The organism is Vreelandella arctica (assembly GCF_037070215.1).
Classification (GTDB): domain Bacteria; phylum Pseudomonadota; class Gammaproteobacteria; order Pseudomonadales; family Halomonadaceae; genus Vreelandella; species Vreelandella arctica.
Map to the genome: position 1 here is coordinate 33,346 of NZ_JBANSN010000021.1, position 25,743 is coordinate 59,088.

Consider the following 25,743-nt stretch of genomic DNA (forward strand, 5'->3'; position numbering starts at 1 on the left):
GAGCAATGCCAGTGCGGCAACTAATTATTTGTATACAAAATAGCGACATTAATAGCGTACCGCAACGCAGCTGGACGCTAATCATCTGACACCAATAGCCTTTCTCGCTATCAAAACCGTTAAGCCATTGAATCTTGAACAATTGGTCAAACTTTTAGCCTATCACTTTCGTCGTGTATTCGCGGCTAGACCCTTGCGTCTGGCTAGAAACCGCCCTATTTTTGTATACAAGAAAAGTTATATTGTTTACATGCGGATTATTTAACGTGCATATACGAATTATTAACCCTAACACCACGGCCTCGATGACCGCTGCTATTCATCAGGCAGCACAGCAACAGGCATGCGCTGGCACTACCGTAAGCGCTTCCCAGCCTGACGCGGGGCCGGTTTCCATCGAGAGCCATTTTGACGAAGTGGTCAGTGCGGTGGGCGTGGCCGAGGAAGTGCTAAAAGGCGAGCGCGAAGGCGGTATCGATGCTTATGTAGTGGCCTGCTTTGGCGACCCTGGCTTGCTTGCCGCACGAGAACTGACCCGTGCGCCGGTAATTGGGATTGCCGAAGCAGCATTTCATCTGGCCACTCTGGTAAGCACCCGCTTTTCCATCGTCACGACCCTGGGCCGCACCGGCATTATCGCCGAGCATCTACTTCAACAGTACGGCTTTAGTCACCACTGCCGTCGTATACGCGCCGCTGAAATCCCCGTGTTGGATCTTGAGCATCACCCTGACGCGGCGTTTACGCGCATTGTTGAAGAGTGCTGCCGCGCGAGGGATGAAGATGGCATTGGCGCCATCGTTTTAGGCTGCGGCGGCATGGCCAACTTGACCCAACAGATTAGTCACGAAGTGGGCCTGCCGGTAGTAGAAGGTGTTACCGCCGCGCTGAAACTGGCGGAATCGCTGATCAGTTTAGGGCTTTACACCAGTAAGCATGGTGATCTTGCCTACCCACGGCCAAAGACCTTCACCGGTAAGTTTTCTGAACTTTCCAATCTGGATTTACCGCATAAGTCATAACAGCTGAAAAAAGCATAAAAATGACTACAAAGCATTTAATAACAATAGATTAAACAGAATTTCGAAAACTATATTTTAAAAACCAGTACGTCCATTAGCACGCCACGCCGCAAGCGTTGCTTGGGTACTCAACGTACCCAAGCTGCCAATAAAACCGATAATCTTGCGAGGACGACATCATGAGCGCTTCACCCTCGGCTCTTGCGTCAGAAGAACGATCCGATGCTGGATCAAAAGCACTCGGGGCGGAAAGCCTGGCCCCTCAACACACTCGGATTATGGGGCGCGGCTCCTACTTTCTGGCATGGTTCGGCGGCTGCGTTTCCATCGGCACCTTTGCCATGGGCTCCAACGTGGTCGGCACTCTGAACCTGTTACAAGCCACGCTGGCCATTGCCATCGGCTGCTTTGTGATCGGGATTGCCCTGGCCATTAACGGGGCCGCAGGCTACAAGTACGGCATTCCGTTTATGGTGCAGGCGCGCAGCGCATTTGGTTTTACGGGCACGCGCTTACCGGGCTTGGTACGCGCGGTACCGGCGGTTGTGTGGTACGGCTTTCAAAGCTGGATTGGTGCCGGGGCGCTCAATATGGTGTCGGCTACCCTGTTCGGTTTCGACAACCTTATCTTCTACTTCATTACCTTCCAGTTTCTGCAAATCGGCCTGTCGGTGATGGGCTTTCAGGGCATCAAGTGGTTAGAGAATATCGGCAGTGCCTTTATCCTCGCCTCGCTGGTGTATATGTTTTACGCCACGGTGCAACGCTATGGCGATGAGCTTTCCGCCAGTCTACTAACCATGGAAGGCTCCTGGGGCATGCCGTTCTGGGGCGCGACCATGCTGTTCCTGGGCATCTACAGCACCATGATGCTCAACGTCAGCGACTACTCTCGCGAGCATAAAAAGGGCACGGCCCAGAGCCTGCTGACCACCATCTACGCCATGTCGATTCTGCCCTGCACGCTGTTTATGGGCTTGATCGGCTATATGGTCTCCCAGGCTACTGGCACCGCCGATCCTATTCAGGTGTTTGCCAACGCCGTCGACAACACCCCGCTGTTAATGACCACCCTGCTGTTCATCGCCTTTGCCCAGGTCACCACCAACGTGCTTAACAACGTGGTACCGCCGACCTATGTGTTGATGGACGTCTTCAAGATTAAGTTCTCGGTCGCCACGGTGATCGTTGGCTTGCTGGCCTTCGCCACTTTCCCCTGGAAACTGGTTCAGCCGGGTTCTGCGGCAGGCCTCCAGCTGTTTGTACAAACTTACTCTGCTTTCCTAGGCCCTATCTTCGCCATTCTGGTGGTCGATTATTATGTGATTCGTCGTCGCACGCTGGATATCGACAAACTGTATGACGGTAACGGACCTTATCAGGGTATTAACTTGGCCGCTTTCATCGCCACAGCGGTGGGTATTGTGGCGGCGCTCTCTTTCTCGGCGATCTCGTGGTACGCCAGCCTGATCCCCGCCGGTGTTACCTACTATTTGTTGATGAAGTACTGGGCTCCCTGCCAGCGCTTTAGTCAGTAACTCCATTTGCCAACCGAAGAGCTAATAAGATGAAAGAGAGTAACGACGTTAGTGACCTGGATATTAAACACATCGATCCCACGCTCTATAACGAGGATCTGGCGCCGCTTAAACCCCAGGATCGTAACTGGGGCGCCTTTGAGATATTTAACGTTTGGTCTAACGATATCCAGAGCCTGTTTGGTTACACACTCGCTGCCTCACTGTTTTTAACCTACGGCCTGAACGGCTGGGCGGTAATGGCGGCGATTATTCTGGCGGGCGTGATCGTGATGTTTCTGGTCAACCTCACCGGTAAGCCCAGCGTTAAATACGGCATTCCTTTCCCCGTCATGGTGCGTGCCAGCATGGGCGTACGCGGTGCGAACCTGCCCGCGATGCTGCGCGCCATCGTGGGGATATTTTGGTACGGCGTGCAGACCTACTTCGCCTCCACCGCTGTCACCCTACTCATTACCGCCTTTGTGGGCGCAGGCAGCGGCAGCACCTTCCTGGGGCTTTCCGGCGTGGCCTGGGTGTCGTTTGTGATTGTATGGCTGTTTCAGATCGCAATTTTCTGGCAAGGCATTGAACGCATTAAACACTTCTTGAACTGGGCTGGCCCGCTGGTCTACGTAGTGATGTTGGTGCTGATGATCATTGTTTGGTACCAGGCAGGAAGTGAACTGATCCCTGCCATTGGCACCATTTTTAGCGGTGGCAGTGAAACCAGCGGCAGTTCGATCGCGGCCTTTATGGCGATTGTGGGCACCATGGTGGCCTATTTCGCGGCGGTGGTGATCAACTTCGGCGACTTCACCCGCTTTGTGAAAACCGAACGCCAGATGAAGCTGGGCAACCTGCTAGGCTTGCCGCTCAATGTCGCGTTCTTCTCGTTTATCGCACTGATTATTACCGCCGGTACCCTGGTGCTGTTTGGCGAGGCGCTGACCAACCCCGCCGATATCGTTGAACGGGTCGATTCACTGCCGCTAACCATTATCGCCGCGCTAACCTTCTTTGCCGCTACAGTCGGCATCAACCTAGTCGCCAACTTCATTCCACCCGCTTACGATCTGGCCAACCTGTTCCCCAGCAAGATCAGCTTCAAGATGGGCGGTCTGATTACCGCAGTAATCGCGTTCTTTGTCGGCGCACTATGGCTCTCGGTTATCAGCCAGATTGGCGTGCCCGGCTTTGTAAATGCGCTAGGGGCCATCGTCGCGCCTTTCTACGGCATTATCGTGGTCGACTACTACCTGATTAAGCGTCAGCACCTAAACATGCAGGAGCTGTTCTCATCAGCACCGGGCAGCGCCTACTACTATGTAAACGGCTGGAACACCCGCGCGCTTATCGCCTTTGGCGTTGCGGCCCTGTTCTCGCTCTCTACCGTGTTAGTGCCTGCGCTATCCAGCTTGGGCGGCTATGGCTGGCTGATTGGTGCAGGTCTAGGAGGGCTGTTCTACTATGGGTTGATGCGGCAGTTTAAGGCTGCGCCTGCGTATGCTGAGCAGTAGACAAGCGGGTCGTAACTAGCTGATTAGAAGCTCATGCAAGCGTCATCGGTTTTGCCGATGGCGCTTTTTTTGGGTCGCGGGCTACCGCGGCCAGTTGGGAACCTTTCGATATTCTCCCCCTGGCGCTACCAAGCAACATATCTCGTGGTATCAAAACTCAGCGGAATGAGCTATTTTCGATCTGTAGTGCGCTTTTTTCTGGTAGGCTCTAGGGAATGTGTGCTCATTTTTCTGAAAGTACTTCACTACATTAGAATAATTAAAAACGATGAGTTATAAAAAGATTATATATGTTTAAGCGCATACGTAATTTTCTGCTGGCCTTTATCAGGATAAGGTGAGTATTTTCATTTTATATCAGTCACTTGTTGCTTATTGGTAGTTTTTGGCTTCCCAGGAAAACGCGCATACGTATGAATAAACGTTTAGAAGCTAAAGGATAGCTATGAGCAAAACTTCTAAAGTTTGGCAGTTTGTCAGCATCCTGTTCGGATTTGCACTGATTTTCGGGTCGATCTATCTCCTTTGGCTTGTGGCTGCCCGACTTCTGACGTTCTTAGAAAGTGCCAACCCGTCAGTATCTGCAGCCATTGTTGGTGCAATGGCAACTGTTTTGGTTGGTGTTGGCGGAGCCCTCTACACTCAATCTCAGATAAAGAAGCGAGAGATTGAAGAGGCGCATCGTGCAAGGAAAGTTGAAATATACAAAGATTTTTTGGACATAGCGGCCCGCATGATGGCTGAAGGCAACGAAAGTGTTTCACTCAAGCCACCTACTCAACAAGAGCTTGTCGATTTTATGGTGGGATTCAAAACGAACGTAGTTCTGTGGGGTTCACCAAAGGTAATAAATGCCCAGCTAAACTTTCAAAAGATATCTTCTGAAGGTGGTAACGTTCTGAAAGCCGTTGACCATTTGTACAAGGCTATTCGAGAGGACATTGGTCTTAGCAATAGAGGTTTGGATAAATACCAACTTGTTAAGATGTACCTCAGTAATCCAGATGAAATGGATGAAATGAGCGCTTCCAACAAAGCATTGCAGCGAACGAGCCGCTGAATGCGGCGTTATGCCGTTTCTCTCCCCCCGTCTCCGGCATGCTAGAATTAAAGAGTAAATCTGCTAAGGCGAAGAGGTTCCACGATCATGAGACTCGAACAAGTCATTCAAGAGACAAAAAGGCTTTCAGCCAATGATCGAGCTTTGCTTGCCCACTGTCTGATTTCTAGCCTTGAAACTCAGCACGATGAAGGGGGTGGATGCGGCTTAGCTCTCTCTTGCTGAACAGCGGCTCGATGAGCTTGAGACTGGCAAAGTTCAAGGGGTGTCATGGGAAGAAATTAAAGGCCAAATTAAGCGTCCCACATAATGGCTGAGCTGAGTTTTCATCCAGAGATTTATGGCGAGCTACAAGAGGCTTATTCATGGTACGAACAGCAGGCAGTTGGTTTGGGGGATGATTCATCAGCGAACTGGAGTCTGCTTTCGAATCGATAAAGTCTTTGCCAGAAACGTGGCCGAAATTCGGTAAGCAAACACGCAGATTTTTGCTGACAAAATTTCCGTACGCTATCGTCTATAAGCCTTCAATTTCTACCTGTCACGTAGTGGCGCTAATGCATCAAAGCCGCAAGCCGGGTTATTGGCTCCAACGGGCATAATCGGTTAGCCGAGGGATTATAGCCTCAAGCCCGCACCACCTCCTGCACCGAGGCATCGGATCGGCGATCCACACAGGGCTTCACGGCCCCGCTCTAGTGCTATTAAAAGTCGTATCTAAAGAGCCTCAAGCCGTGTTAAAAGCGCTAACACTACAAACTACTCCCCCTAACCCCCAAATATCTGCTGCAAATCCGGCACGTTCTCTTCCTCTTCGACCATCGATAGCGAGGCTTCGATAGCTTTTAGGTGGCGGCTCATAAAGGCTTTGGCGCGCTCGCCGTTGCCTGCTTCCAGGTAGCCGATCAGGTCGTCGTGATCGTGAGATTCGCAGCCCAGGTGGCCGCGATGGCCGTAGACGGCGAGTATCAGCGATGAGCGCGAGCAGAGCCGTTCGACAAACTCTGCCAGGGTGGCGTTACCTGAGAGCTGCGCAAGGCGCACGTGAAAATCGGCCGAGAGCCGAATGGCCACGCTCTGCTGGCCGCTGCGCAGCGCTTGGCGCTCTTGGCGGGCCATTTCGCGCAGTTCTGCTGCTTCTTTTTCACTCATGCGCCGGGCTACATCGGGCATCAGCCCGCATTCGATTAACTGGCGGGCATCGAATACGTCTTTGGCTTCGTCGGCGGTGGGTCGGGTGACGCTGGCGCCACGACGCGGTGTTAGCGTGACTAACTGCTCCAATGCCAAACGTTGCAGGATTTTACGAATACCGGTGCGGCTAATGCCGAACACGTCCGCCAGGGCATCCTCGCGCAGCCGGGCGCCGGGCTTTAAGCGCTGCTCAACAATCGCGTCGCTGACGGAGCGATAGATAGCATCGTGGCGCTCATCGCCCTCTTTGCTATTTTTAACTTCTTTAGCAGGAGCGCGCCGCTTTACCGGCGCCTGCGCATCACTCATAGCTAGCCTCTCTGATCATTCCTCCCAAGCGGCGATGATATCGCGCTCTTCATCGCTCATGTTGGTCATATTGCCCAACGGCATATATTGGCTGGCGACAACCTGCTGAATTTGCGCCTTTTGGCTCAGAATCTCATCCCAGCTATCGAAAGCAAACCCGGCGGGCGGCGCTGAAAAACCGGCGTGTTCGGGGTTGCGAGCGTGGCACTGAACACAGTGCTGCTCGATCAAGCCAGTGATTTGCGCCTGATCCGGCCCTTGCGCACCTTCATCACCGCTCGGTGATGAAGCACTCGGCGCCGCCACCCAAAAGGCTAACAGAATAAGCCCTACCCCAAAGGCGGGATAGGCGGGCTGGGTTTTGCCTGCATGCATCAATACAAAGAACTGACGGATCAAGGCACCGGCAAAGATAAACAGCACCATCACCACCCAGGCAAGCTCGTGGGAGTAAATAAAGGAGTAGTGATTACTCACCATCAGCAACACGACCGGCAGCGTGAAGTAGGTGTTATGCACCGAGCGCTGCTTGCCGCGTTTGCCATCCAGCGGATTGGGGGCATCACCTGCCTTCATGGCTTTTACCATGCGGCGCTGGCCGGGGATAATCCAGAAGAAGACGTTAGCCGACATCGCCGTCGCCATCACCGCGCCAGTGAGTAGTAAGGCGGCGCGGCCGGTAAACATTTGCGTGCTTAGATAGGCAACTATCACCATCATCACGGCAACCGCAATGCTGAGCAGGCCGTCGCGATCCATGTTGGGGCTAATGCGCTTACACAGCTCGTTATAAACCACCCAGCCACCGAGTAGAAATGCCAGTGCCAGCACGTTGGCCTGCCAGCCGGTCATGTTGGCGGCCCACTCCCAGGGGCTATTGGGGTTTACCAGATAGAAGCCCGGATTGACCATGTAGAGAATCACAAACAGCGCAAAGCCGGAAAGCCAGGTGGTATAGGCTTTCCAGAATGACCAGTGCAGATCGTTGGGTAGCTTGGCGGGCGCGGTGGCGTACTTCTGGTTGTGGTAAAAACCACCGCCATGCACCGACCACATTTCACCAAAGACGCCCTTCTCGCGGTCCTCCTCAGCTTTCGGTGCGCGCAGGCTATTATCCAGCATGACAAAATAGATCGACTCACCGATCCAGGCGATGGCAGCAATCACATGCAGCCAGCGCAGCAGTAAGTTAACAAACTCGATTAGGTACGCTTGCATAAAATAAATCCCGTTAGGTTTGCCTGAAAACTCAGCGAGAGCAGCCAGGTTTCAGACAAATCAGCTACCGCGATAAGTTGAGTAGCCATAGGGCGAGAGGAGTAGCGGCACATGGTAGTGCTGGCTGGCATCGGCAACGCCAAAGCGCAGCGGGATTACGTCTAAAAAGCGCGGCTCATTAGCTTCAACGCCCTGGGCACGCAGGTAATCACCGGCATGGAACACCAGCTCATACTCCCCTGGTGTAAGCGCATCACCTTCTAAAATAGGTGCATCGCAACGCCCGTCACTGTTGGTGATGACGGTACTCAGATGCTGGCGATCACTGCCGGTAAGGTGAAACACCTCAATGATAATGCCCTGACCGGGCTGACCTCTGGCGGTATCCAGTACGTGGGTGGTTAAACGCCCCATGGCCACTCCTTATTTATAACGTTGTTTGGTTGTCTTGACCTATTGGTCAAAGAGTACCGTTACTGCTATTTATTGTATACAGTAATTCCATTCCAGCACATTTGAACAATCGTCGCTTTAATATTATTCGTTTTGGAGAGTGCCAATGCCTACAACTCACCCGTTACTGCTTTCCCCCGCACCGAGTCAGTGCAGCCTGGAAATGCTTACCCATCACTATGGGGATGTTTATGAGCACTCCCCCTGGGTAGCCGAAGCGGCTTGGCAGCATGGCCTGACTGACGCCCACGATGCGCCCGACGCACTGGCCGCGCTGATGGGTCTTATGTTGCAGCAGGCAAGCAGTGAACAGCAAATTAAAGTGATTCAGGCGCACCCAGACTTGGCAGGCAAAGCCGCCATGGCAGGTGAACTCACTCAAGATTCAACCAGCGAACAGGCAGGCGCCGGGCTCGACCAGTGCAGCCCTGAGGAGTTTGCGCGCTTTGAAGACCTTAACGCTGCGTACAAGGAGAAGTTCGGTTTTCCTTTCGTGATTGCCGTTAAAGGGCTAGATCGGCATGACATTCTTGCTGCCTTTGAAAAGCGCCTGCACAACGACGCAGCCACCGAACGACAAACGGCCATTGAGCAAATTATCCGTATTGCACGTTTTCGGTTAAGGGCGCGTGCCGAACAATAAGCTGAAGCGTTAAAGACTATTCGCCAATGGCTGCTTGCATTTATTTCTTGTATACACTTTTATTAGTAACTGGATGCAATAAATAAACAATGCCACCCACTGCGAATAAAGGCTCCCTAATGTCTTCTCCGCCCGATGCCCAAACGCGGCCTTCGCGTACTATCAATCAAAACCCTGATGCGATGCCGCCGCTCTCAAAAGCGATTCCACTCGGCCTACAGCACATCATGGCCATGTTCGCGGGTAACGTAACGCCGCCAATTATTATTGCCGGCGTGATTGGCGCCAATCCGGCGGAGCAGATCTTTTTAATCCAGGTGGCGCTGTTTGTGGCGGGGGTATCCACTCTGGTACAAACCATCGGTATTGGACCAATAGGCGCCCGCCTGCCTATTGTGCAGGGCACCAGCTTTGGTTTTTTGCCGGTGGCACTACCATTGGCTAAAGCATTTGGCCTGCCCGCTGTGCTCGGTGCTTCCTTTGTGGCTGGGCTGCTGCAAATTGTTCTCGGCGCTTTTTTAAAGAAGATTCGCCACTGGTTCTCGCCGGTAGTGACCGGCATCGTGGTGCTGCTGATCGGTATTACGTTGATGCCGGTAGGCCTCAATTACGCCGCGGGTGGCGTTGGCGCGGATGACTTCGCATCGCCTGGTAACTTGCTGTTGGCGCTGTTTGTCCTCAGCGTGACGATTGCCATTCACCAGTATGGACGGGGCTTTATTAAAGCCTCTTCCATTCTGTTTGGCTTAATGGCTGGCTACGCGGTGGCCATCGCTCTTGGCAAGGTCGATTTTACCTCGCTAAGTAACGCTGCCTGGTTCGCACTGCCCAAGCCGCTGGAATACGGCATGACGTTTTCAGGCACCGCGATCATCGGCATGACGCTGATTATGTTTGTGGTGGGGCTAGAAACGATTGGCAATATCTCCGCGATTACCACCACCGGGGCTGGCCGCCCCGCAAAAGACCGAGAGCTCTCTGGCGGCGTTATGGCCGATGGGGTAGCGACTTCATTTGCCGCCGTTTTCAACACCCTGCCCAACACCGCTTATGCGCAAAATGTTGGCCTAATTACCCTCACTGGCGTAGTCAGTCGCCACGTGGTGACTATCGGCGGGCTGCTATTAATCGCCATGGGGCTATTTCCCAAGCTGGGTGGGCTGGTCGCCGCCATGCCGCCTGCGGTACTTGGCGGAGCAGGCGTAGTGATGTTCGGTATGATCGCATCGGCGGGGCTTAAAATCATCAAAGAGTGCGAGCTGGATCAGCGCAATATGCTGATCATCGCCGTGTCACTAAGCCTGGGGATCGGTCTGCCTGCCGTCGAGGCAATCTCAGAAACCATGCCTGGTCAATTGGGGCTGTTGCTTAAGTCGGGCTTAGTGCCTGCCGCCCTCGCCGCTTTATTGCTGGATGCCATCTTACCGGGCAAGCCTGACCGGCAAGCCAAGCTAGCTGCTGCAGAAGCTGAAGCTGAATCTAAAGCTAAGCGTTAACGGTCATTACACCTTTTGCCGTTAGCTAGATACAAAAAAGCGCCGCGCCCCTATAGGGCAAAGCGCTTTTAGATAGTCTAAAGCTAACTTATTGTTTCGCTTTTTCTACCACGTTCTTCGTGGATTCTTCCGCATGTTGCTGGCTATCTTGAGCGAAACTTTTACCGATTGATGTCACTTTTTCAGTGTCACCTTTTACGCGTTCCATGAATTCACTGGCTGTTTTCTGCTGACTTTCCATCGCTTTCTTGAAACTATCAGCGTCTTTTACATCAAGCCAAGTGCGCGCTTGTGAAATTGCCATATCAGAGTAGGCACGGAAAGCGTCCATCTGCGCACTGAAAAGCTGATCGTAGTAATCAAGGGCGGTTAAAGTGTAAGAACGCATGGGTGAAACAAAAGCGGATTCAAACTGTTGCGTTGTCTTATCAGTAGCTTTCGTCATCTTCATATCTCCAGGTGTGAGCTAGCACATAAACACGTCTCATTAGGCGGTTGTTAGCCAGGCTGTTGCCTCTGCTGCCATTAAAGCTAGCAGTGCTTTTTGTGCAGCGCAACATGGTTTTTTACTCATGCTGCGCCTGCTCACTTCTGGTTAGTGCAAAACGCTGTCGGCACCCCGACGACTAGCGGTTACCGAACAAATGCTTACGCGCTTGCTCGTCCATTTCCACACCTGCCTGGGGATTTACTTCTTCAACCAATGCGTACGCCCGGCGTACGGCTGGGCGTGCTTTGACCATCTCAAACCAGCGCTCCAGGTCGGGAAACTCTTCAATGGTTTGACGCTGTTTTTCCCAGGGCACAATCCAGGGGTAGATCGCCATGTCGGCAATCGAATAGTCATCGCCGCCCACATAAGTGTGATTCGCCAGGCGCTGATCCAACACGCTGTAAAGGCGATTGGTTTCACGCACGTAACGCTCGATGGCGTACTCAATTTTCTGCGGGGCGTAGTGGCAAAAGTGGTGGTTTTGGCCTGCCATCGGGCCTAAACCGCCCATTTGCCAGTGTAGCCACTGCAGCACGATGTAGCGTTCGCGGCCCGCAGCAGGCAGGAAAAGACCGCTCTTATCGGCGAGGTATTCCAGAATCGCGCCAGACTCAAACATCGAAAGCGGCTGCCCGCCATCCTTTGGCGCGTGATCGACAATGGCGGGAATGCGGTTATTAGGGGCGATGGTGAGAAACTCAGGGTCAAACTGCTCACCGCGGCCGATATTAATTGGCTTCACTCGATACGCCAGTTTGGCTTCTTCGAGCATGATGGAGATTTTGTGGCCGTTAGGTGTTGTCCAGTAGTACAGGTCAATCATTGCCATCTCCTTGTTGAAAACGTTGATTCACTCGCCATGAGTTTACCAAGCTTTCATATTAATCAGGCGGTACGTTAGCGTACCGCCCCTGTCAGCTATATCGCGCAGTTGGCGTTATAGATCACGCACGGTCAGGGCCTTGCTAGCTTCCCCACCGTGTACGCTGAGCATACGCTTAAACCATTCATCGACCGGGTCGCCAGCCTCTACTAGCGTCTGTGTCGATACGACGTGCGCCCACATCATGCTGCCGAACAGTAGGTAATCGGAACCGGCAGGTGCATCGCCGTCTAAAAAGGCGCTGTCCCGTAGCAAGTCGCGCACAGGTGCTAATACCTGCTTGAGCTGCTGTTTGCCCTGCTCTGGCTGATGGAACTCTTCTAATGTGCAACCAAACCGCGCTTCACGAGTTTTGCGGAAATAGTCGCGATCGTCTGGGTGAATGGCCGCAAGCAGATCCATGGCAATAATGCGAAACAGTGCTGGTGTTACGCTACGTTCAACAAAGTATTTGAACAGTAAAACCCGCTGATAACTGGCCCCTTCACCCAGCATGGGAGCGTCGGGATAGGCTTTATCCAGATAGCGCATGATTTCAAAGCTATCAGTCACCACTTTATCGCCATCGCAGAGCACCGGCACTTTGTCGTAGTCAGCAAACTCCAACGCTTTTTTGTCGAGGAATCGCCACGCCACGGTGGTGAATTCCAAGCCTTTATGGGCGAGCGCCATGCGCACGCGCCAGCAATAAGGTGAAAAGCGTAGCCGTTCATCTCGGCCACACAGGTCATAAAGCTTTAGTGCCATCACTACCGCCTTTTTGTTGAGAGGATCATTGGTGAAAACAATGGGTAAAAAGGGCTTAGAAAGCTCTTTTACACATTTAGCGTAGTTAACAATGAGCCCAACCATCTAACCGTGCAAGAGAGACTACTTAGCACTGTCTATTAGTCTAATGGGCCAGCTGGGCACACGCCTTGAAAATCCACCTAAAAATAATTTAAAAACAACCAATTAGGTAAAAACCAGTAGCGCAAGCTTACGTTCAAAACGACCGTTACACTGGTAAGACCAATTTTCCAATGTAGTCATCTGGTTAGCCTAAACGTATCTTTCTACTACACCCGGCTGGCGATACAAACGCCGGGCGATTATTGCGGAGCATACCAAATTAATAACAAGGGGCAGTTCCTTCCATGAATGAAACGATACTTGCACTTCTGGCCTTCTTGCCGCTGTTGATGGCCGGTATTTTACTCGTTGGGTTTAAAATACCTGCCAAGATAGCGATGCCTCTCGTCTTCCTGACAGCCGCCATCATTGGCTTAACCGTTTGGGATATGTCGTTTAGCCGTGTCGCGGCTTCCACCATTCAAGGCTTGATCCAAACCGCTGGCCTTTTATGGATTATTTTTGGTGCCATCCTGCTGCTTAACACGCTTAAGCACTCCGGCGGTATTACGGCTATCCGTAATGGCTTCTCCGGTATTAGCCCTGACCGTCGCGTACAGGCGCTGATTGTTGCTTGGCTGTTCGGCTGCTTTATCGAAGGCGCGTCTGGCTTCGGTACACCAGCCGCCGTGGCGGCACCGCTGATGGTCGCGCTCGGCTTCCCGGCTCTTGCGGCAGTCGTCGTGGGTATGATGATCCAATCAACACCGGTCTCCTTTGGCGCAGTAGGTACACCTATTGTGGTGGGTGTTGGTAGCGGCTTGGATCGGGCGGGCATTACCACTGAACTTGACTCGGTAGGCTCCAGCTGGGATGTCTTCTTCCAACTGGTAACCAGCGAAGTGGCGATCACTCACGGCATCGTGGGTATTTTAATGCCGCTGATTCTGGTCACCGTCATGGTGCGTTTCTTCGGCGCTAACCGCTCCTGGAAAGAGGGGCTGTCGATTACTCCCTTCGCCATCTTCACCGGTATCTGCTTCGTGGTGCCTTACATGCTGGTAGGCGTGCTGCTTGGCCCTGAGTTCCCGTCGATGATCGGCGCGATGGTAGGCTTGGCGATTGTGGTTCCGGCGGCCAAACGCGGCTTCCTGATGCCTAAAGATACCTGGGACTTCCCTGAATCGACTTCGTGGCCAGACGAGTGGATCGGCAACCTGCAGATCAAGCTGGATGACGTTGTCGGCAGAGCCCCGATGTCCACCTTCAAAGGCTGGGTACCCTACGTATTGCTGGCGCTATTCCTGGTCGCTTCGCGCACCATCGAACCGCTACGCGTCGCGCTGACCTCGATTAACCTTAGCTGGAACAATATTCTGGGTGAAGCGGGTGTTAGCGGCGGTGTTCAGCCGCTCTACCTGCCGGGCGGTATCATCCTGGCCGTGGTTATCGTGACCTACTTCCTGCATCGCATGAATCCGCAAAAGATGAGCGCAGCGGTGTCGGAATCCACTAAAACCATTTTTGGTGCTGGCTTCGTGCTGATCTTTACCGTGCCGATGGTACGTATCCTGATCAACTCCGGCGTTAACGGTGCGGACCTGGTCTCGATGCCGGTGATGATGGCACAGGCGGTGGCCGACAGTGTTGGCGGCATCTACCCCTTCTTTGCCCCGGCGGTCGGTGCGATGGGCGCCTTCATCGCAGGCTCCAACACGGTTTCGAACCTGATGCTGGCAGAATTCCAGTTCAGTGTTGCTGAAACCCTGGGCCTTTCCACCTCCATGATGGTGGCACTACAAGCAGTCGGTGCGGCGGCGGGTAATATGATCGCTATCCACAACGTGGTTGCGGCATCAGCAACGGTGGGCCTGCTCGGCCGTGAAGGGGCCACCATCCGTAAGACGATTCTGCCGACGATCTACTACCTTATCTTTACCGGTATCATCGCTCTCATTGCGTTCTACGTGATTGGCGTAACGGATCCGTTAATGTGACCATGAAGTAGAACTGGCGGTAATAACGATGCTAGAAACGCAACCCCCCAGGCCAAGGCCTGGGGGGTTGCTATTTAGCACATCTAGTTTTACGCGTTAATCAATGCGTTTTAGCTGCTGGCTATGGAGTTTGCCGCGTTCAACATAGCTTTGAGCGTTCTTCTTCAGTCCCGCCACGACTTCTTCGGAAAGCTCCCGCACTACCTTGGCCGGCGAGCCGACGATTAGCGAGTTGGGCGGAAACACTGCGCCTTCCTTAATAAAGGCACCGGCACCCACCAAGCTGTTCTCGCCGATCACCGCACCATTAAGCACGACCGCCTGGATACCAATCAGGCAGCCGTCACCGATGGTGCAGCCATGCAGCATCGCCTGGTGCCCTACCGTTACGCCTTTACCTACCTTGAGCGGAAAGCCTGGGTCTGCGTGCAGCACGGCGCCATCCTGGATATTGCTCTCCTCACCTACTTCAAGATGGTCGGTATCACCGCGCAACACGGCTTGATACCAAACGCTTGAGCGCGCCTTTAAGGTGACCTGGCCGATAACATCTGCCGTTTCCGCAATGTAAACGTCGTCGTGAACCTCTGGGCGATGCTCGCCGTATTGATAAAGTGCCACATTAACCTCCTGGGTTGTTATTGGTGTTTTGGACTCTTGGCCCTTGGTGCTTGGCTTTTCTACTGCCACTCTTCAAGGCGCATGGAGGAGCGCTCCAGCCGATCATGCTCTACCTCTAAATCACGCAGCAGCTGGCTAATGCTGGAGAGATGCTCCAGCGCTACCTGTTTTGCCTGCGCCGCCTCGCCGCTGACAACGGCATCATGCAATTGGGCATGCTGCTGATTGATCATCGCCCGCGGTACCGGCAAATGATAAAGGTGTTTGACCGAAGCGAAAACCGAGCTAAGCAGTAAGTCGGTCAGGCTTTGCAGCGTGTGTACCAGTACCGGGTTGTGCGAGGCTTGGGAAACCGCTAAATGAAAAGCGTGATCGAGCCTGGCAAGACGCTCGACATCGATCGTCTCGGCTGATTCCACGTAGTCGGCCATTTCACGATAACGCCGCGTGATCAACACTCGGTCGGCGGAAGTGCCTCTGTTTGCCGCTAACCACGCCGACTCCCCTTCCAGTAAAGCACGCACTTCCAGCAGATCAAACAGCGTACGTGGATGGTCTTTAAACAAGTGCATTAAAGGGCTTTGATTGCTGACGGGCAGTAGCGTAGCTACCGTTGAGCCGTGGCCCTGCCGGGTATCGATAATTCCTTTGCTGCGCAGAATTCTTAATCCCTCGCGCAGCGATGCGCGGGAGACGCCCAACCGGTCACACAGCCGTCGTTCCGAAGGAAGCAGCTGGCCGGGGCGAAAAACGCCATCAAGAATAAGCCGCTCAAGCCGGGTGGCCACTTGATCCGGCCTTCGCTGCCCGGGTGACAAGGCTTGATTTTCTGCTGCCATGGTAACTCTCCTGATGGGCAATATGACCAGCTTGCCAGCACTTCACCCAGTACTAAACAAAGAAGGCATCACTGTCGACCAATTACTGGTCAGACCAATGCACCACCACCTAGACAGATGGATAAAAAAAGCTCAAATTGAGGCCATGCTAGCTGGCGGTATGCGCCTAAATTTTCAACGTTTGCCTTTAATGATAATAAGCATGGGATGTCGTGATGAATATCCTCTTTGATGAGCGTCTGGACGGCGAATTGGTTCAGCGAGATAAAAGCGAGGTCTTGAGCGACCTGCAGCAAGCGGTCCCGGATATGACGCTGCTGCACCGTGAAGAAGACCTCCGCCCCTTTGAGTGCGATGGGCTAGCGGCCTATCGCGTGCTACCGATGCTGGTGGCACTGCCTGAAACCCTGGAGCAGGTAAAAGGGCTGCTGAAGCGCTGCTATGCGCTGGGCGTGCCCGTCGTTACCCGCGGCGCGGGCACTGGCCTTTCTGGCGGCGCGCTGCCACTGGAGCAAGGCGTGCTGCTGGTCATGTCGCGCTTTAGCAAAATACTGAGTGTGGACCCCGATGCCCGCATGGCGCGGGTTCAGCCTGGCGTGCGTAACCTGGCAATTTCTGAAGCTGCTGCGCCTTACGGACTTTACTACGCGCCGGACCCCTCCTCGCAAATTGCCTGCTCGATCGGCGGTAACGTGGCCGAAAATGCTGGTGGCGTACACTGCCTCAAATACGGCCTGACAGTGCATAACGTGATGCGCGTCGACGTGCTCACCATTGAGGGAGAGCACATGACCTTGGGCGCCGAGTCTTTCGATGCGCCCGGCTTTGATCTGCTGGCGTTGATGAATGGCTCAGAAGGCATGCTTGGCGTGGTCACCGAAATTACCGTTAAGCTGCTGCCCAAGCCCGAAACCGCCAAAGTACTGATGGCCAGCTTCGACGATGTCGAAAAAGCGGGACGCGCCGTGGGCGACATTATTGCCGCTGGCATTATCCCCGGCGGCCTGGAGATGATGGATAAACTTGCCATCAAAGCCGCCGAAGATTTTGTCAAAGCAGGCTACCCCCTCGACGCCGAAGCGATTTTGCTCTGCGAGCTGGATGGCGTAGAAGCCGACGTGGACGACGATTGCGATACCGTACGGCGGGTACTTGAAAAAGCTGGGGCCACCAATATCCAGCAGGCCCGCGATGAAGCCGAGCGCGCCAAGTTCTGGGCCGGGCGTAAGAATGCCTTTCCTGCAGTGGGCCGTATGTCACCCGATTATTATTGCATGGACGGCACGATTCCACGCCGCGAACTCCCCCGCGTACTCAAAGGCATTGCCGCGCTTTCCGAGGAAAGCGGCCTGGCAGTTGCCAACGTATTCCACGCAGGTGATGGCAACATGCACCCGCTGATCCTGTTTGATGCCAATAAAGAGGGACAGTTGGCGCTTGCCGAAGAGGTGGGCGGCAAGATTCTTGAGCTTTGTGTCGCGGCAGGCGGCTCGATCACAGGTGAGCACGGTGTTGGGCGCGAAAAGATCAACCAAATGTGCAGCCAGTTCCAGCCGGATGAGATTAGCGTTTTTCATGCCCTGAAAGCGGCATTTGACCCTAAGCGACTGCTCAACCCCGGCAAGAATATTCCAACCCTGGCGCGCTGCGCAGAGTTTGGCGCCATGCATGTTCACAATAACGAACTGCCGCACCCGGATCTGCCCCGTTTTTAATAGTGACCTAGTCAAGATAACCACTAGGCAAAATAAATATTGGAATAGACCATGACCGAACTAGCGATGCATGCCGCCGACCGCGATATCGCTGACACGCTGTGTGAGCAGGTGCGCAGTGCATATGACGCACGCACTCCGCTACGTATTGTAGGCGGAGATACCCGCGCTTTTTATGGCCGACCGGTGGAAGGCCAAGCGCTGCAGATGGCCGAACATAGTGGCATTGTCAGCTACGACCCGGTGGAATTGATCGTCACCGTGCGCGCTGGCACGCGGCTAAGCGCCCTTCAAGCTGCGCTGGCAGAAAAACACCAAATGTTAGGGTTTGAGCCGCCCATGTTTGGCGAAGCCTCGACCATTGGTGGTGCCGTTGCGACCGGCCTTTCCGGCCCACGCCGCCCCTGGGCGGGTGCGGCGCGGGATTTTGTGCTCGGCACACGGATAATCACTCAAGAGGGCAAGCTGCTGCGCTTTGGTGGCGAAGTGATGAAGAATGTCGCCGGTTACGATCTTTCGCGCATGATGGCTGGCGCCCAGGGAACGCTTGGCGTACTGACCGATATTTCGTTTAAGGTGCTGCCGATCCCTAACGCCACGCACAGCCTGCGTTTATCGCTCAACCTTAACGATGCGCTGAAAAAGCTGGCCGAGCTGGGCCGTCAGCCGCTACCGATCACGGCGGCTGCCTGGCATAACGGTGAGCTCTTTCTGCGCCTAGAGGGGGGTAAAAGCTCAGTACAGGCAACCCAGGAGCGCTTAGGCGGCGAATCGCTTGATCCAAGCTTCTGGACATCCCTACGCGACCATAGCCATCCATTTTTCCAGCTCAACGACGGCCAAGCATTGTGGCGGCTATCGCTGCCGCCCAATACCGCGCCGCTGAACCTGGATATTGCCGAAACCGATATTTTTTACGACTGGGCAGGCAGTCAGCGCTGGGTAAAAACAGCGCTGGACGCTGATACGCTGCGCGCCGCCTGCAAAGCAGTAGGCGGCCATGCCACCTGTTACACACCCCATGCCCAGGGCGGCGCCGTTGAGCCTTTCACACCGCTGAATGCGGTGGTGGAAAAATATCATCGTAACTTAAAGGCGGAGCTGGATGCCCATGGCATATTCAATCCCGGTCGTCTTTATGCGGCGTTTTAATCAGGAGAGCTGACATGCAGACGCAATTTACCGATGCCGACCGTCAGAAGCCGCACATTCAGGAAGCAGATAGCATTTTGCGCACCTGCGTTCACTGCGGTTTCTGTAACGCCACCTGCCCCACCTACCAGCTGTTGGGCGATGAGCGTGACGGCCCCCGCGGACGCATCTATCTAATGAAGGAGCTGCTTGAGAGCCGCGACGATGACGACCAGGTCACCGAAGAGACTCGCCTGCACCTTGACCGCTGCCTGACCTGCCTTAACTGTGAAACCACCTGCCCTTCAGGCGTGGAGTACCACAAGCTGCTCAACATTGGCCGTGCCGAAATTGAGCGCCGGGTGCCCCGCCCTGCTGGCGAGCGGGCTCAGCGCTATGCGCTGCGTAAGATGATGGTCGAACCTAAACGCTTTCAGGCGCTGCTAAAGCTGGGTCAAACCTTTAAGCCGCTGGTGCCTAGCAAGCTACGCAATAAAATGCCCGCTGAACCGATAGATGCAGGCGTACGCCCTGATGCGCACCGTCATACCCGGCAAGTGCTGATTCTGGAAGGCTGCGTGCAGCCGGGGCTGTCACCCAATACCAATGCGGCTACCGCGCGGATCCTAGATCGGCTCGGCATTAGTGTAACGCCGGTGGCTGAAGCAGGCTGCTGTGGCGCGGTTGATTTTCACCTCAACGCCCAGGACGATGGGCGGGCTCGTATGCGCGCCAATATCGACGCTTGGTGGCCCTACATTGAACAAGGCGCTGAAGCCATCGTTCAAACCGCCAGCGGTTGCGGCGCCTTTGTTAAAGAGTATGGCTATATGCTCAAGGATGATCCTGAGTACGCCGTTAAAGCGCAAAAGGTCAGCACCTTGGCCAAAGACATTGTCGAAATCTTGCGCGATGAGCCCCTGGAAGCATTGAACGTTAAAGAATCCAAGCGGCTGGCATTTCACTGCCCTTGTACGCTGCAACACGCGCAAAAGCTTAACGGTGCAGTGGAAGGCGTACTCACCAAGCTCGGCTTTTCGTTAACGCCGGTGCAGGATGCGCACCTCTGCTGCGGCTCGGCGGGCACTTACTCGATTACTCAACCGGAAATTGCCACCCAACTGCGCGACAATAAGCTCAATGCCCTGGAGGCCGGTAATCCAGAGATGATTGTCACTGCCAATATCGGCTGTCAAACCCACTTGGCTGGCGCCAACCGTACGCCGGTGCGCCACTGGGTTGAAATCGTCGATGCGGCACTTCCCTAGCGCTAGTGGTTACTCTTTAACCCCTACCGCCGCGCTGCTACTTAATAGCGCGGCGACTCACTCCCTGCCTTAAAAAGGATTACACCATGCAAACAAAAGCCATCCTCGCTCAAGCCGATGTCATCAATGTATTAGACGCGGCGCAAAAAGAAGCCGACAGCAATAACTGGCCGGTCACTATCGCAGTAACCGACGACGGCGGCCACTTATTGGGCCTGCGCCGCTTAGATGGTGCCGCCCCTTTCAGTGCCGATGTTGCCACGCAAAAAGCGCGCAGCGCAGCGCTAGGTCGTAAAGAGACCCAGGTATTTGAAGAGATGATTAACGGCGGCCGTACAGCGTTTATTTCTGCGCCGCTGCAGGGTCTACTTTCAGGTGGCGTGCCGATCACAGTGGATGGCCATGTGGTGGGTGCCGTGGGCATTTCCGGCGTTAAACCCGACCAGGACGTACAAGTTGCCAAAGCGGGTGTCAGCGCTATCGGCTAAGGCTAGCGTGCAGCCTACGGGCTGCACGCAATAAAAAAGCCCGGATCAATGATCCGGGCTTTTTTTGGAATTCGTTCGGCTGATGCCGATATTACATTTTCAATCTAAACGCTTAATGGCGGACCGGACGAGACTCGAACTCGCGACCTCCGGCGTGACAGGCCGGCATTCTAACCGACTGAACTACCGGTCCACGTTAAGGCGCATTACTACTACAACCATCGTATGCATAGCATTTGCAGCGGTTCAGAGGCGCTTTAAATGGTAGGCGATGGTGGGTGGTACTGGGTTCGAACCAGTGACCCCCAGCTTGTAAGGCTGGTGCTCTCCCAACTGAGCTAACCACCCAATCTGCTAATAAGTCCTACAGGCACTTATCAACCTTGCTTAGCAGTTATCGTGGCGGACCGGACGAGACTCGAACTCGCGACCTCCGGCGTGACAGGCCGGCATTCTAACCGACTGAACTACCGGTCCGAATAGCGATAACGTACTTTAATGCTACTTGCTCATAAAGCAGATACTGATTTGATGTTGGCGGACCGGACGAGACTCGAACTCGCGACCTCCGGCGTGACAGGCCGGCATTCTAACCGACTGAACTACCGGTCCGTTATGCACATCAAAGCTTAATCTTACTTTTTACTTCACGATTCCAACCATTTTAGCGATTACTAAATATGGTGGGTGGTACTGGGTTCGAACCAGTGACCCCCAGCTTGTAAGGCTGGTGCTCTCCCAACTGAGCTAACCACCCGCTGGTCACGTGGCGCTGCATTCTACAGAAGGTTGTTTCAATGTCAACATGCTGCGCTTAAAAACTGCTTTTAAGCTAGCGCGTTGCCCTCTTCTTTCAAGCCTTGGCTGTGAACGCGGACGAAGGATGCCGCAACCTGGGTGGCTTCGTCAATCAAAAACGTTTGCGTTAGCCCAGAAGAGCGCCGTGGCTTGAAATCGTGATCGCCATCTTTCAGCCAAGCCAGCTGTGCATTAGCGGGCAGCGTATAGCTTGTGACCTCCTCCTGAGTACCGAAAGGATCTCGCTCGCCTTGTATCACTAGCATGGGGCAAGTAATCGTCGGCCAGTGTTCCAAACGAAGCTTTTCCGGCACTTTGGTGGGATGAAACGGGTAACCGGCCACCACGACACCAGGGCACGGTTGTTGACTGGCTAACAGCGTCGCCACGCGGCCGCCCATTGATTTCCCCCCAACCCACAGCGGCCCGTCAAACAGGGAATCAAGTAGCGCATACCACTCGGCAAACTGGGCAAGCGTCTGCGCGATCGGCGGCGGTGGGCGTCGCTTGCCGGTTTCCTGCATTTGCTGCATATAGGGGAAATCAATACATAGAACTTGTATGCCCCGCCCAGCCAAAGAGGTGACAAATTGACGCATGAAAGCGGACTGCTGGCCGGCGCCAGCGCCATGGGCAAACAGCAAGCGTCCTATCTTGGCCTCACCATGAACCGCCAACGGCCCCATGCCCTGCACCAGATAACAGCCGTTTGAGTCGAGATGAGTCTCTTCGTTTAATGCGTCTGGCGTTAGCGAAATATAGTCAGACAAAGCGTAATGTGACATGCACCGCTCCTAATAATTCAATGATTAACCTATTGGCATGTTCAGCTTAAGCCTCGGCTGCGCTAGAATCCTCGTCGGATCTTGACCTGCATCATCAAGCGGGTGGCCGCATCCGTGCAAAATGCCACGGGTTACCCCCTAACCGCGTTCGATGGGAACATGAAATGAGCACAGCATTGGAACACCCGACCTACAATTACAAGGTGGTTCGGCAGTTCGCGATTATGACCGTTGTGTGGGGCATCGTAGGTATGGCGCTTGGCGTTATCCTTGCCTCCCAACTGGTCTGGCCGCAGCTGAACCTCGGCCTACCTTGGACTAGCTTCGGGCGCCTGCGTCCGTTACATACTAACGCCGTTATCTTCGCCTTTGGTGGCTCAGCGCTCTTTGCAACGTCCTATTACGTTGTCCAACGAACGTGCCAGACACGGCTATTCTCGGACAGGCTGGCGGCCTTTACGTTCTGGGGCTGGCAAGCCGTTATTATCTCAGCGATCGTGTCGCTCCCCATGGGCTACACCACGACCAAGGAGTACGCTGAGCTAGAGTGGCCGATCAATATATTGATTGCAGTCGTTTGGATCAGCTATGCCATCGTGTTCCTGATGACGATTAAAAAGCGCACCACGTCGCATATTTATGTGGCGAACTGGTTCTTTGCGGCGTTTATTTTAACCGTTGCAGTGCTGCATATCGTCAACAACGCGGCGATCCCGGTTACCCCAATGTACTCCACCTCGATCTACGCTGGTGCGGTGGATGCCATGGTGCAGTGGTGGTACGGCCATAACGCGGTAGGCTTTTTCCTGACCGCTGGCTTCCTGGGCATGATGTACTATTTCGTGCCGAAGCAGGCTGAGCGACCGATCTACTCTTACCGTCTTTCCATCGTCCACTTCTGGGCGCTGATCATGATTTACATGTGGGCAGGTCCGCACCACCTGCACTACACGGCGCTGCCGAACTGGGCACAGTCGCTGGGCATGATCATGTCGATCATCCTGTTGGCGCCCTCTTGGGGCGGCATGATCAACGGCATGATGACCTTGTCAGGCGCCTGGCATAAGCTGCGCACGGATCCGACACTGCGCTTCTTGGTAGTGGCCCTATCGTTCTACGGCATGTCGACGTTTGAAGGCCCGATGATGGCCATTAAAACGGTCAACGCGCTGTCGCACTACACGGACTGGACCATTGGCCACGTTCACTCCGGTGCGCTCGGCTGGGTAGCGATGATCACTATCGGCTCAATGTACCACCTGATCCCGCGCGTATTCGGTCGCACTGAAATGTACTCGGTCAACCTGATCGCCGTGCACTTCTGGCTGGCCACGATCGGTACCGTGCTGTATATCGCCTCCATGTGGGTAAACGGTATTCTGCAGGGCCTGATGTGGCGTGCGATCAACCCTGACGGCACCTTGATGTACACCTTCGTTGAATCCGTTGAAGCCAGCGGGCCGGGCTACTTTGTTCGCTTAATCGGCGGCCTCTTCTGGGTCACCGGTATGCTGATCATGGCGTTCAATGTGTACATGACCGTTAAACGTCGTGAGGCTATCAGCCATTCAGCGCCACAAGCTGCCTAAACCGGGGAAGTTGAGACCAATGAAACACGAGATTGTCGAAAAAAACGTTGGCCTGCTTGCCGTGTTGATCCTTGTCGTGATCAGTTTCGGCGGCTTGGCTGAGGTGGTGCCGCTGTTTTTCCAGAAGCAGACCACCGAGCCGGTTGAAGGCCTGGAGCCGCTGTCTGCTCTGGAGCTGGAAGGCCGTGACATCTACCGCCGCGAGGGCTGCGTGGGCTGTCACTCGCAAATGGTGCGTCCGTTCCGCGCGGAGACCGAGCGCTACGGCCACTACAATGTGGCAGGTGAGCAGGTTTACGAGCACAACTTCCTATGGGGTTCCAAGCGTACCGGGCCAGATCTGGCGCGTGTTGGCGGCCGCTATAGCGACGACTGGCACCGTGCTCACCTCTACAATCCCCGAGATGTAGTCCCTGAATCGGTTATGCCGGCTTACCCCTGGCTGTTTGAAAATACCCTCGATGGTGACGCTACTCCCGCTAAAATGCGCACCCTGCGCCAGCTAGGCGTGCCGTACACCGACGAAGATATTGCCAACGCAACTGACGATGTTCGCGGTACTCAGGAAATCACTGCCCTGGTCGCGTACCTACAGCAGCTGGGAACCGTGCTCGAGGGCACTCGCTAAGTTATGGATACGGGAACTTTTCGCGGTCTCATCACGCTAATCTTGATTTTCGCGTTTATTGGCATCGCCCTCTGGGCGTACTCCAAGCGACGCAAGCCAGATTTCGACGAAGCGGCTAATTTGCCCTTTGCCGACGACGATGAGCTACCGACCAGTGACAAGCACGCTTCGCGTGAACGCGACAGCGAAGCGCATTCCCGCGACGACAGGGGAGATAAGAAGTTATGAACAATCTATGGGGTGACTCCCTATCCGGCTTCTGGAGCGCCTGGATCATTATCATTACGCTGGGCACGATCGCGCTGAGCGTATGGATACTACTGGCCAACCGCCGCACCGATAAAACGCCTGACGCGGACGGTAACGTTGAAACCACGGGCCATGCCGCCGATGGCATCGAAGAGTATGACAACCCACTGCCAAAGTGGTGGTTTCAGCTATTCGTCTTGACGGTGGTCTTTGCACTGGGCTACCTGGTGTTTTATCCCGGCTTGGGCAACTACGCGGGGATACTGGGCTGGTCGCAAGAGGGCCAGTGGGAAGAGGAAGTCGCTCAGGCCGAAGAGCGTTTCACACCGATTTTTGCCCAGTATCAGGAAGTGCCCATTCCTGAGCTTGCCGAAGATCCCGAGGCGATGCAGGTTGCTGAACGTATCTACCAAAACAACTGCGCGGTGTGTCACGGTTCCAACGCTCAGGGCGGTTACGGCTTCCCCAACCTGACCGACGACGACTGGCTGTACGGCGGAGAGCCCGACAATATCGTTCAAACGCTGACGAATGGCCGTAACGGTCTGATGCCTTCCTGGCAGCAGCTGGGGCAAAACAATATTGAGAACCTGTCTCAATACGTGCTCTCACTGTCTGATGAAGCGCATGACGAGGCACAAGCTGAACAGGGCGAAAGCACTTTCACAGCAGTCTGTGCGGCTTGCCACGGCCCAAGCGGCACGGGTAATACAGCCCTCGGCGCGCCTAACTTGACCGACAATACCTGGCTCTACTTGGCGCCCGGCCAAGAAGTAGGTGACTCCATCCGTCAAACGCTACGCAATGGCCGTAACGGTCATATGCCAGCGCAAGCGGCTTATATTGGTGAAGAGCGTGTTCACCTGGTCGCCGCCTACGTGTATAGCCTGCGCTTAGCGGACTGATTAACTGCTCAGCCATACTCGCCAAGAAAGGGTGCGGCCTCAAACCGCACCCTTTCTTTATGCACAACCCGATACAATATTGACCATGCAC

At 54.4% G+C, this 25,743-nt stretch carries 24 protein-coding genes, 5 tRNA genes and 1 pseudogene; 16 read left to right on the forward strand and 14 right to left on the reverse strand.

The window, feature by feature from the left end:
* The first annotated feature begins 266 nt into the window (after positions 1-266).
* From V8L70_RS16420 to V8L70_RS22950, 5 genes and pseudogenes are all read left to right on the forward strand, one after another.
* A complete protein-coding gene (locus V8L70_RS16420) occupies positions 267-1,022 on the forward strand; it encodes an aspartate/glutamate racemase family protein (RefSeq protein WP_101147508.1) in 756 nt (251 codons plus the stop codon).
* Between the two features lie 179 nt (positions 1,023-1,201).
* Positions 1,202-2,560: an NCS1 family transporter gene (locus V8L70_RS16425; protein ID WP_101147509.1), complete on the forward strand. Its 1,359-nt coding sequence runs from the start codon at positions 1,202-1,204 to the stop codon at positions 2,558-2,560.
* Positions 2,561-2,589: 29 nt separating this feature from the next.
* A complete protein-coding gene (locus tag V8L70_RS16430) occupies positions 2,590-4,059 on the forward strand; it encodes an NCS1 family nucleobase:cation symporter-1 (protein WP_101147510.1) in 1,470 nt (489 codons plus the stop codon).
* A gap of 445 nt (positions 4,060-4,504) precedes the next feature.
* Positions 4,505-5,119, forward strand: coding sequence for a hypothetical protein (locus tag V8L70_RS16435; RefSeq protein WP_198556127.1), 615 nt, complete (start codon positions 4,505-4,507; stop codon positions 5,117-5,119).
* Positions 5,120-5,342: 223 nt separating this feature from the next.
* A pseudogene (locus tag V8L70_RS22950) lies at positions 5,343-5,429 on the forward strand (addiction module protein); the annotation flags it as partial.
* A gap of 458 nt (positions 5,430-5,887) precedes the next feature.
* Here V8L70_RS22950 and V8L70_RS16440 read toward each other — a convergent pair.
* Genes V8L70_RS16440 through uraH form a run of 3 tightly spaced genes read right to left on the reverse strand, consistent with a single transcriptional unit; the run spans position 5,888 to position 8,254 of the window.
* On the reverse strand, positions 5,888-6,622 hold the full coding sequence (locus V8L70_RS16440) for a GntR family transcriptional regulator (RefSeq protein WP_101147511.1): 735 nt from the start codon (positions 6,620-6,622) through the stop codon (positions 5,888-5,890).
* Between the two features lie 15 nt (positions 6,623-6,637).
* The gene (locus tag V8L70_RS16445; protein WP_101147512.1) at positions 6,638-7,840 is read right to left on the reverse strand and encodes a urate hydroxylase PuuD; all 1,203 of its coding nucleotides are present in this window, start codon (positions 7,838-7,840) and stop codon (positions 6,638-6,640) included.
* A gap of 60 nt (positions 7,841-7,900) precedes the next feature.
* Entirely contained in the window at positions 7,901-8,254 is a 354-nt protein-coding gene (uraH, locus tag V8L70_RS16450; RefSeq protein ID WP_101147513.1) for a hydroxyisourate hydrolase, read from the reverse strand.
* A 145-nt stretch (positions 8,255-8,399) separates the two neighbouring features.
* On the opposite strand from uraH, the gene uraD reads away from it, so the two are divergent.
* Positions 8,400-8,936 (forward strand): 2-oxo-4-hydroxy-4-carboxy-5-ureidoimidazoline decarboxylase, encoded by a 537-nt coding sequence (uraD, locus tag V8L70_RS16455; protein ID WP_101147514.1) that lies wholly within the window; start codon positions 8,400-8,402, stop codon positions 8,934-8,936.
* Between the two features lie 119 nt (positions 8,937-9,055).
* Entirely contained in the window at positions 9,056-10,432 is a 1,377-nt protein-coding gene (locus tag V8L70_RS16460) for a uracil-xanthine permease family protein (protein WP_101147515.1), read from the forward strand.
* An 88-nt stretch (positions 10,433-10,520) separates the two neighbouring features.
* On the opposite strand, the gene V8L70_RS16465 is transcribed toward V8L70_RS16460, so the two are convergent.
* The 3 genes from V8L70_RS16465 to V8L70_RS16475 form a co-directional block, all read right to left on the reverse strand.
* Positions 10,521-10,877 carry a phasin family protein gene (locus V8L70_RS16465; protein ID WP_101147516.1) on the reverse strand — a complete coding sequence of 119 codons (357 nt, stop codon included), beginning with the start codon at positions 10,875-10,877 and terminating at the stop codon, positions 10,521-10,523.
* A 181-nt stretch (positions 10,878-11,058) separates the two neighbouring features.
* Entirely contained in the window at positions 11,059-11,748 is a 690-nt protein-coding gene (locus V8L70_RS16470) for a glutathione binding-like protein (protein ID WP_008955992.1), read from the reverse strand.
* A 114-nt stretch (positions 11,749-11,862) separates the two neighbouring features.
* On the reverse strand, positions 11,863-12,555 hold the full coding sequence (locus V8L70_RS16475; protein ID WP_101147538.1) for a glutathione S-transferase family protein: 693 nt from the start codon (positions 12,553-12,555) through the stop codon (positions 11,863-11,865).
* A 389-nt stretch (positions 12,556-12,944) separates the two neighbouring features.
* Between V8L70_RS16475 and V8L70_RS16480 the strand changes: the two genes are divergently transcribed.
* On the forward strand, positions 12,945-14,636 hold the full coding sequence (locus tag V8L70_RS16480; protein ID WP_101147517.1) for an L-lactate permease: 1,692 nt from the start codon (positions 12,945-12,947) through the stop codon (positions 14,634-14,636).
* A 96-nt stretch (positions 14,637-14,732) separates the two neighbouring features.
* On the opposite strand, the gene V8L70_RS16485 is transcribed toward V8L70_RS16480, so the two are convergent.
* Positions 14,733-15,257: a gamma carbonic anhydrase family protein gene (locus V8L70_RS16485; RefSeq protein ID WP_101147518.1), complete on the reverse strand. Its 525-nt coding sequence runs from the start codon at positions 15,255-15,257 to the stop codon at positions 14,733-14,735.
* Between the two features lie 59 nt (positions 15,258-15,316).
* Positions 15,317-16,096 (reverse strand): transcriptional regulator GlcC, encoded by a 780-nt coding sequence (gene glcC / locus V8L70_RS16490; protein ID WP_101147519.1) that lies wholly within the window; start codon positions 16,094-16,096, stop codon positions 15,317-15,319.
* Positions 16,097-16,311: 215 nt separating this feature from the next.
* Here glcC and glcD point away from each other — a divergent pair, with 215 nt between their 5' ends.
* The 4 genes from glcD (at position 16,312) to V8L70_RS16510 (ending at position 20,698) form a co-directional block, all read left to right on the forward strand.
* A complete protein-coding gene (gene glcD / locus V8L70_RS16495) occupies positions 16,312-17,811 on the forward strand; it encodes a glycolate oxidase subunit GlcD (protein WP_101147520.1) in 1,500 nt (499 codons plus the stop codon).
* Positions 17,812-17,862: 51 nt separating this feature from the next.
* Complete coding sequence (glcE, locus tag V8L70_RS16500; RefSeq protein ID WP_101147521.1) at positions 17,863-18,963, forward strand: glycolate oxidase subunit GlcE; 1,101 nt, start codon at positions 17,863-17,865, stop codon at positions 18,961-18,963.
* A 14-nt stretch (positions 18,964-18,977) separates the two neighbouring features.
* The gene (gene glcF, locus V8L70_RS16505; RefSeq protein WP_101147522.1) at positions 18,978-20,210 is read left to right on the forward strand and encodes a glycolate oxidase subunit GlcF; all 1,233 of its coding nucleotides are present in this window, start codon (positions 18,978-18,980) and stop codon (positions 20,208-20,210) included.
* A gap of 86 nt (positions 20,211-20,296) precedes the next feature.
* The gene (locus V8L70_RS16510) at positions 20,297-20,698 is read left to right on the forward strand and encodes a heme-binding protein (protein WP_008955984.1); all 402 of its coding nucleotides are present in this window, start codon (positions 20,297-20,299) and stop codon (positions 20,696-20,698) included.
* 116 nt (positions 20,699-20,814) lie between these two features.
* Here V8L70_RS16510 and V8L70_RS16515 read toward each other — a convergent pair.
* The 6 genes from V8L70_RS16515 to V8L70_RS16540 all read right to left on the reverse strand — a co-directional run bounded on the left by V8L70_RS16515 (position 20,815) and on the right by V8L70_RS16540 (position 22,281).
* Positions 20,815-20,891 (reverse strand) — tRNA-Asp (locus tag V8L70_RS16515).
* Between the two features lie 79 nt (positions 20,892-20,970).
* A tRNA-Val gene (locus tag V8L70_RS16520) sits at positions 20,971-21,046 on the reverse strand.
* Positions 21,047-21,098: 52 nt separating this feature from the next.
* Positions 21,099-21,175: transfer RNA gene (locus tag V8L70_RS16525), tRNA-Asp, on the reverse strand.
* Positions 21,176-21,233: 58 nt separating this feature from the next.
* A tRNA-Asp gene (locus V8L70_RS16530) sits at positions 21,234-21,310 on the reverse strand.
* 69 nt (positions 21,311-21,379) lie between these two features.
* Positions 21,380-21,455 (reverse strand) — tRNA-Val (locus V8L70_RS16535).
* Positions 21,456-21,525: 70 nt separating this feature from the next.
* Positions 21,526-22,281, reverse strand: coding sequence for an alpha/beta fold hydrolase (locus tag V8L70_RS16540; RefSeq protein WP_101147523.1), 756 nt, complete (start codon positions 22,279-22,281; stop codon positions 21,526-21,528).
* Between the two features lie 164 nt (positions 22,282-22,445).
* Between V8L70_RS16540 and ccoN the strand changes: the two genes are divergently transcribed.
* From ccoN to ccoP, 4 genes are read left to right on the forward strand one after another with little or no spacing between them, the layout of a single operon-like run.
* Entirely contained in the window at positions 22,446-23,870 is a 1,425-nt protein-coding gene (ccoN, locus tag V8L70_RS16545; protein ID WP_101147524.1) for a cytochrome-c oxidase, cbb3-type subunit I, read from the forward strand.
* 19 nt (positions 23,871-23,889) lie between these two features.
* Positions 23,890-24,498, forward strand: coding sequence for a cytochrome-c oxidase, cbb3-type subunit II (gene ccoO, locus V8L70_RS16550; RefSeq protein WP_088699417.1), 609 nt, complete (start codon positions 23,890-23,892; stop codon positions 24,496-24,498).
* 3 nt (positions 24,499-24,501) lie between these two features.
* Positions 24,502-24,726 carry a CcoQ/FixQ family Cbb3-type cytochrome c oxidase assembly chaperone gene (locus V8L70_RS16555; protein WP_035585415.1) on the forward strand — a complete coding sequence of 75 codons (225 nt, stop codon included), beginning with the start codon at positions 24,502-24,504 and terminating at the stop codon, positions 24,724-24,726.
* Positions 24,723-25,652, forward strand: a complete 930-nt coding sequence (ccoP, locus tag V8L70_RS16560; RefSeq protein ID WP_101147525.1) for a cytochrome-c oxidase, cbb3-type subunit III — start codon at positions 24,723-24,725, stop codon at positions 25,650-25,652. The genes V8L70_RS16555 and ccoP overlap by 4 nt, the downstream gene beginning before the upstream one ends.
* The last annotated feature ends 91 nt before the right edge of the window (positions 25,653-25,743 follow it).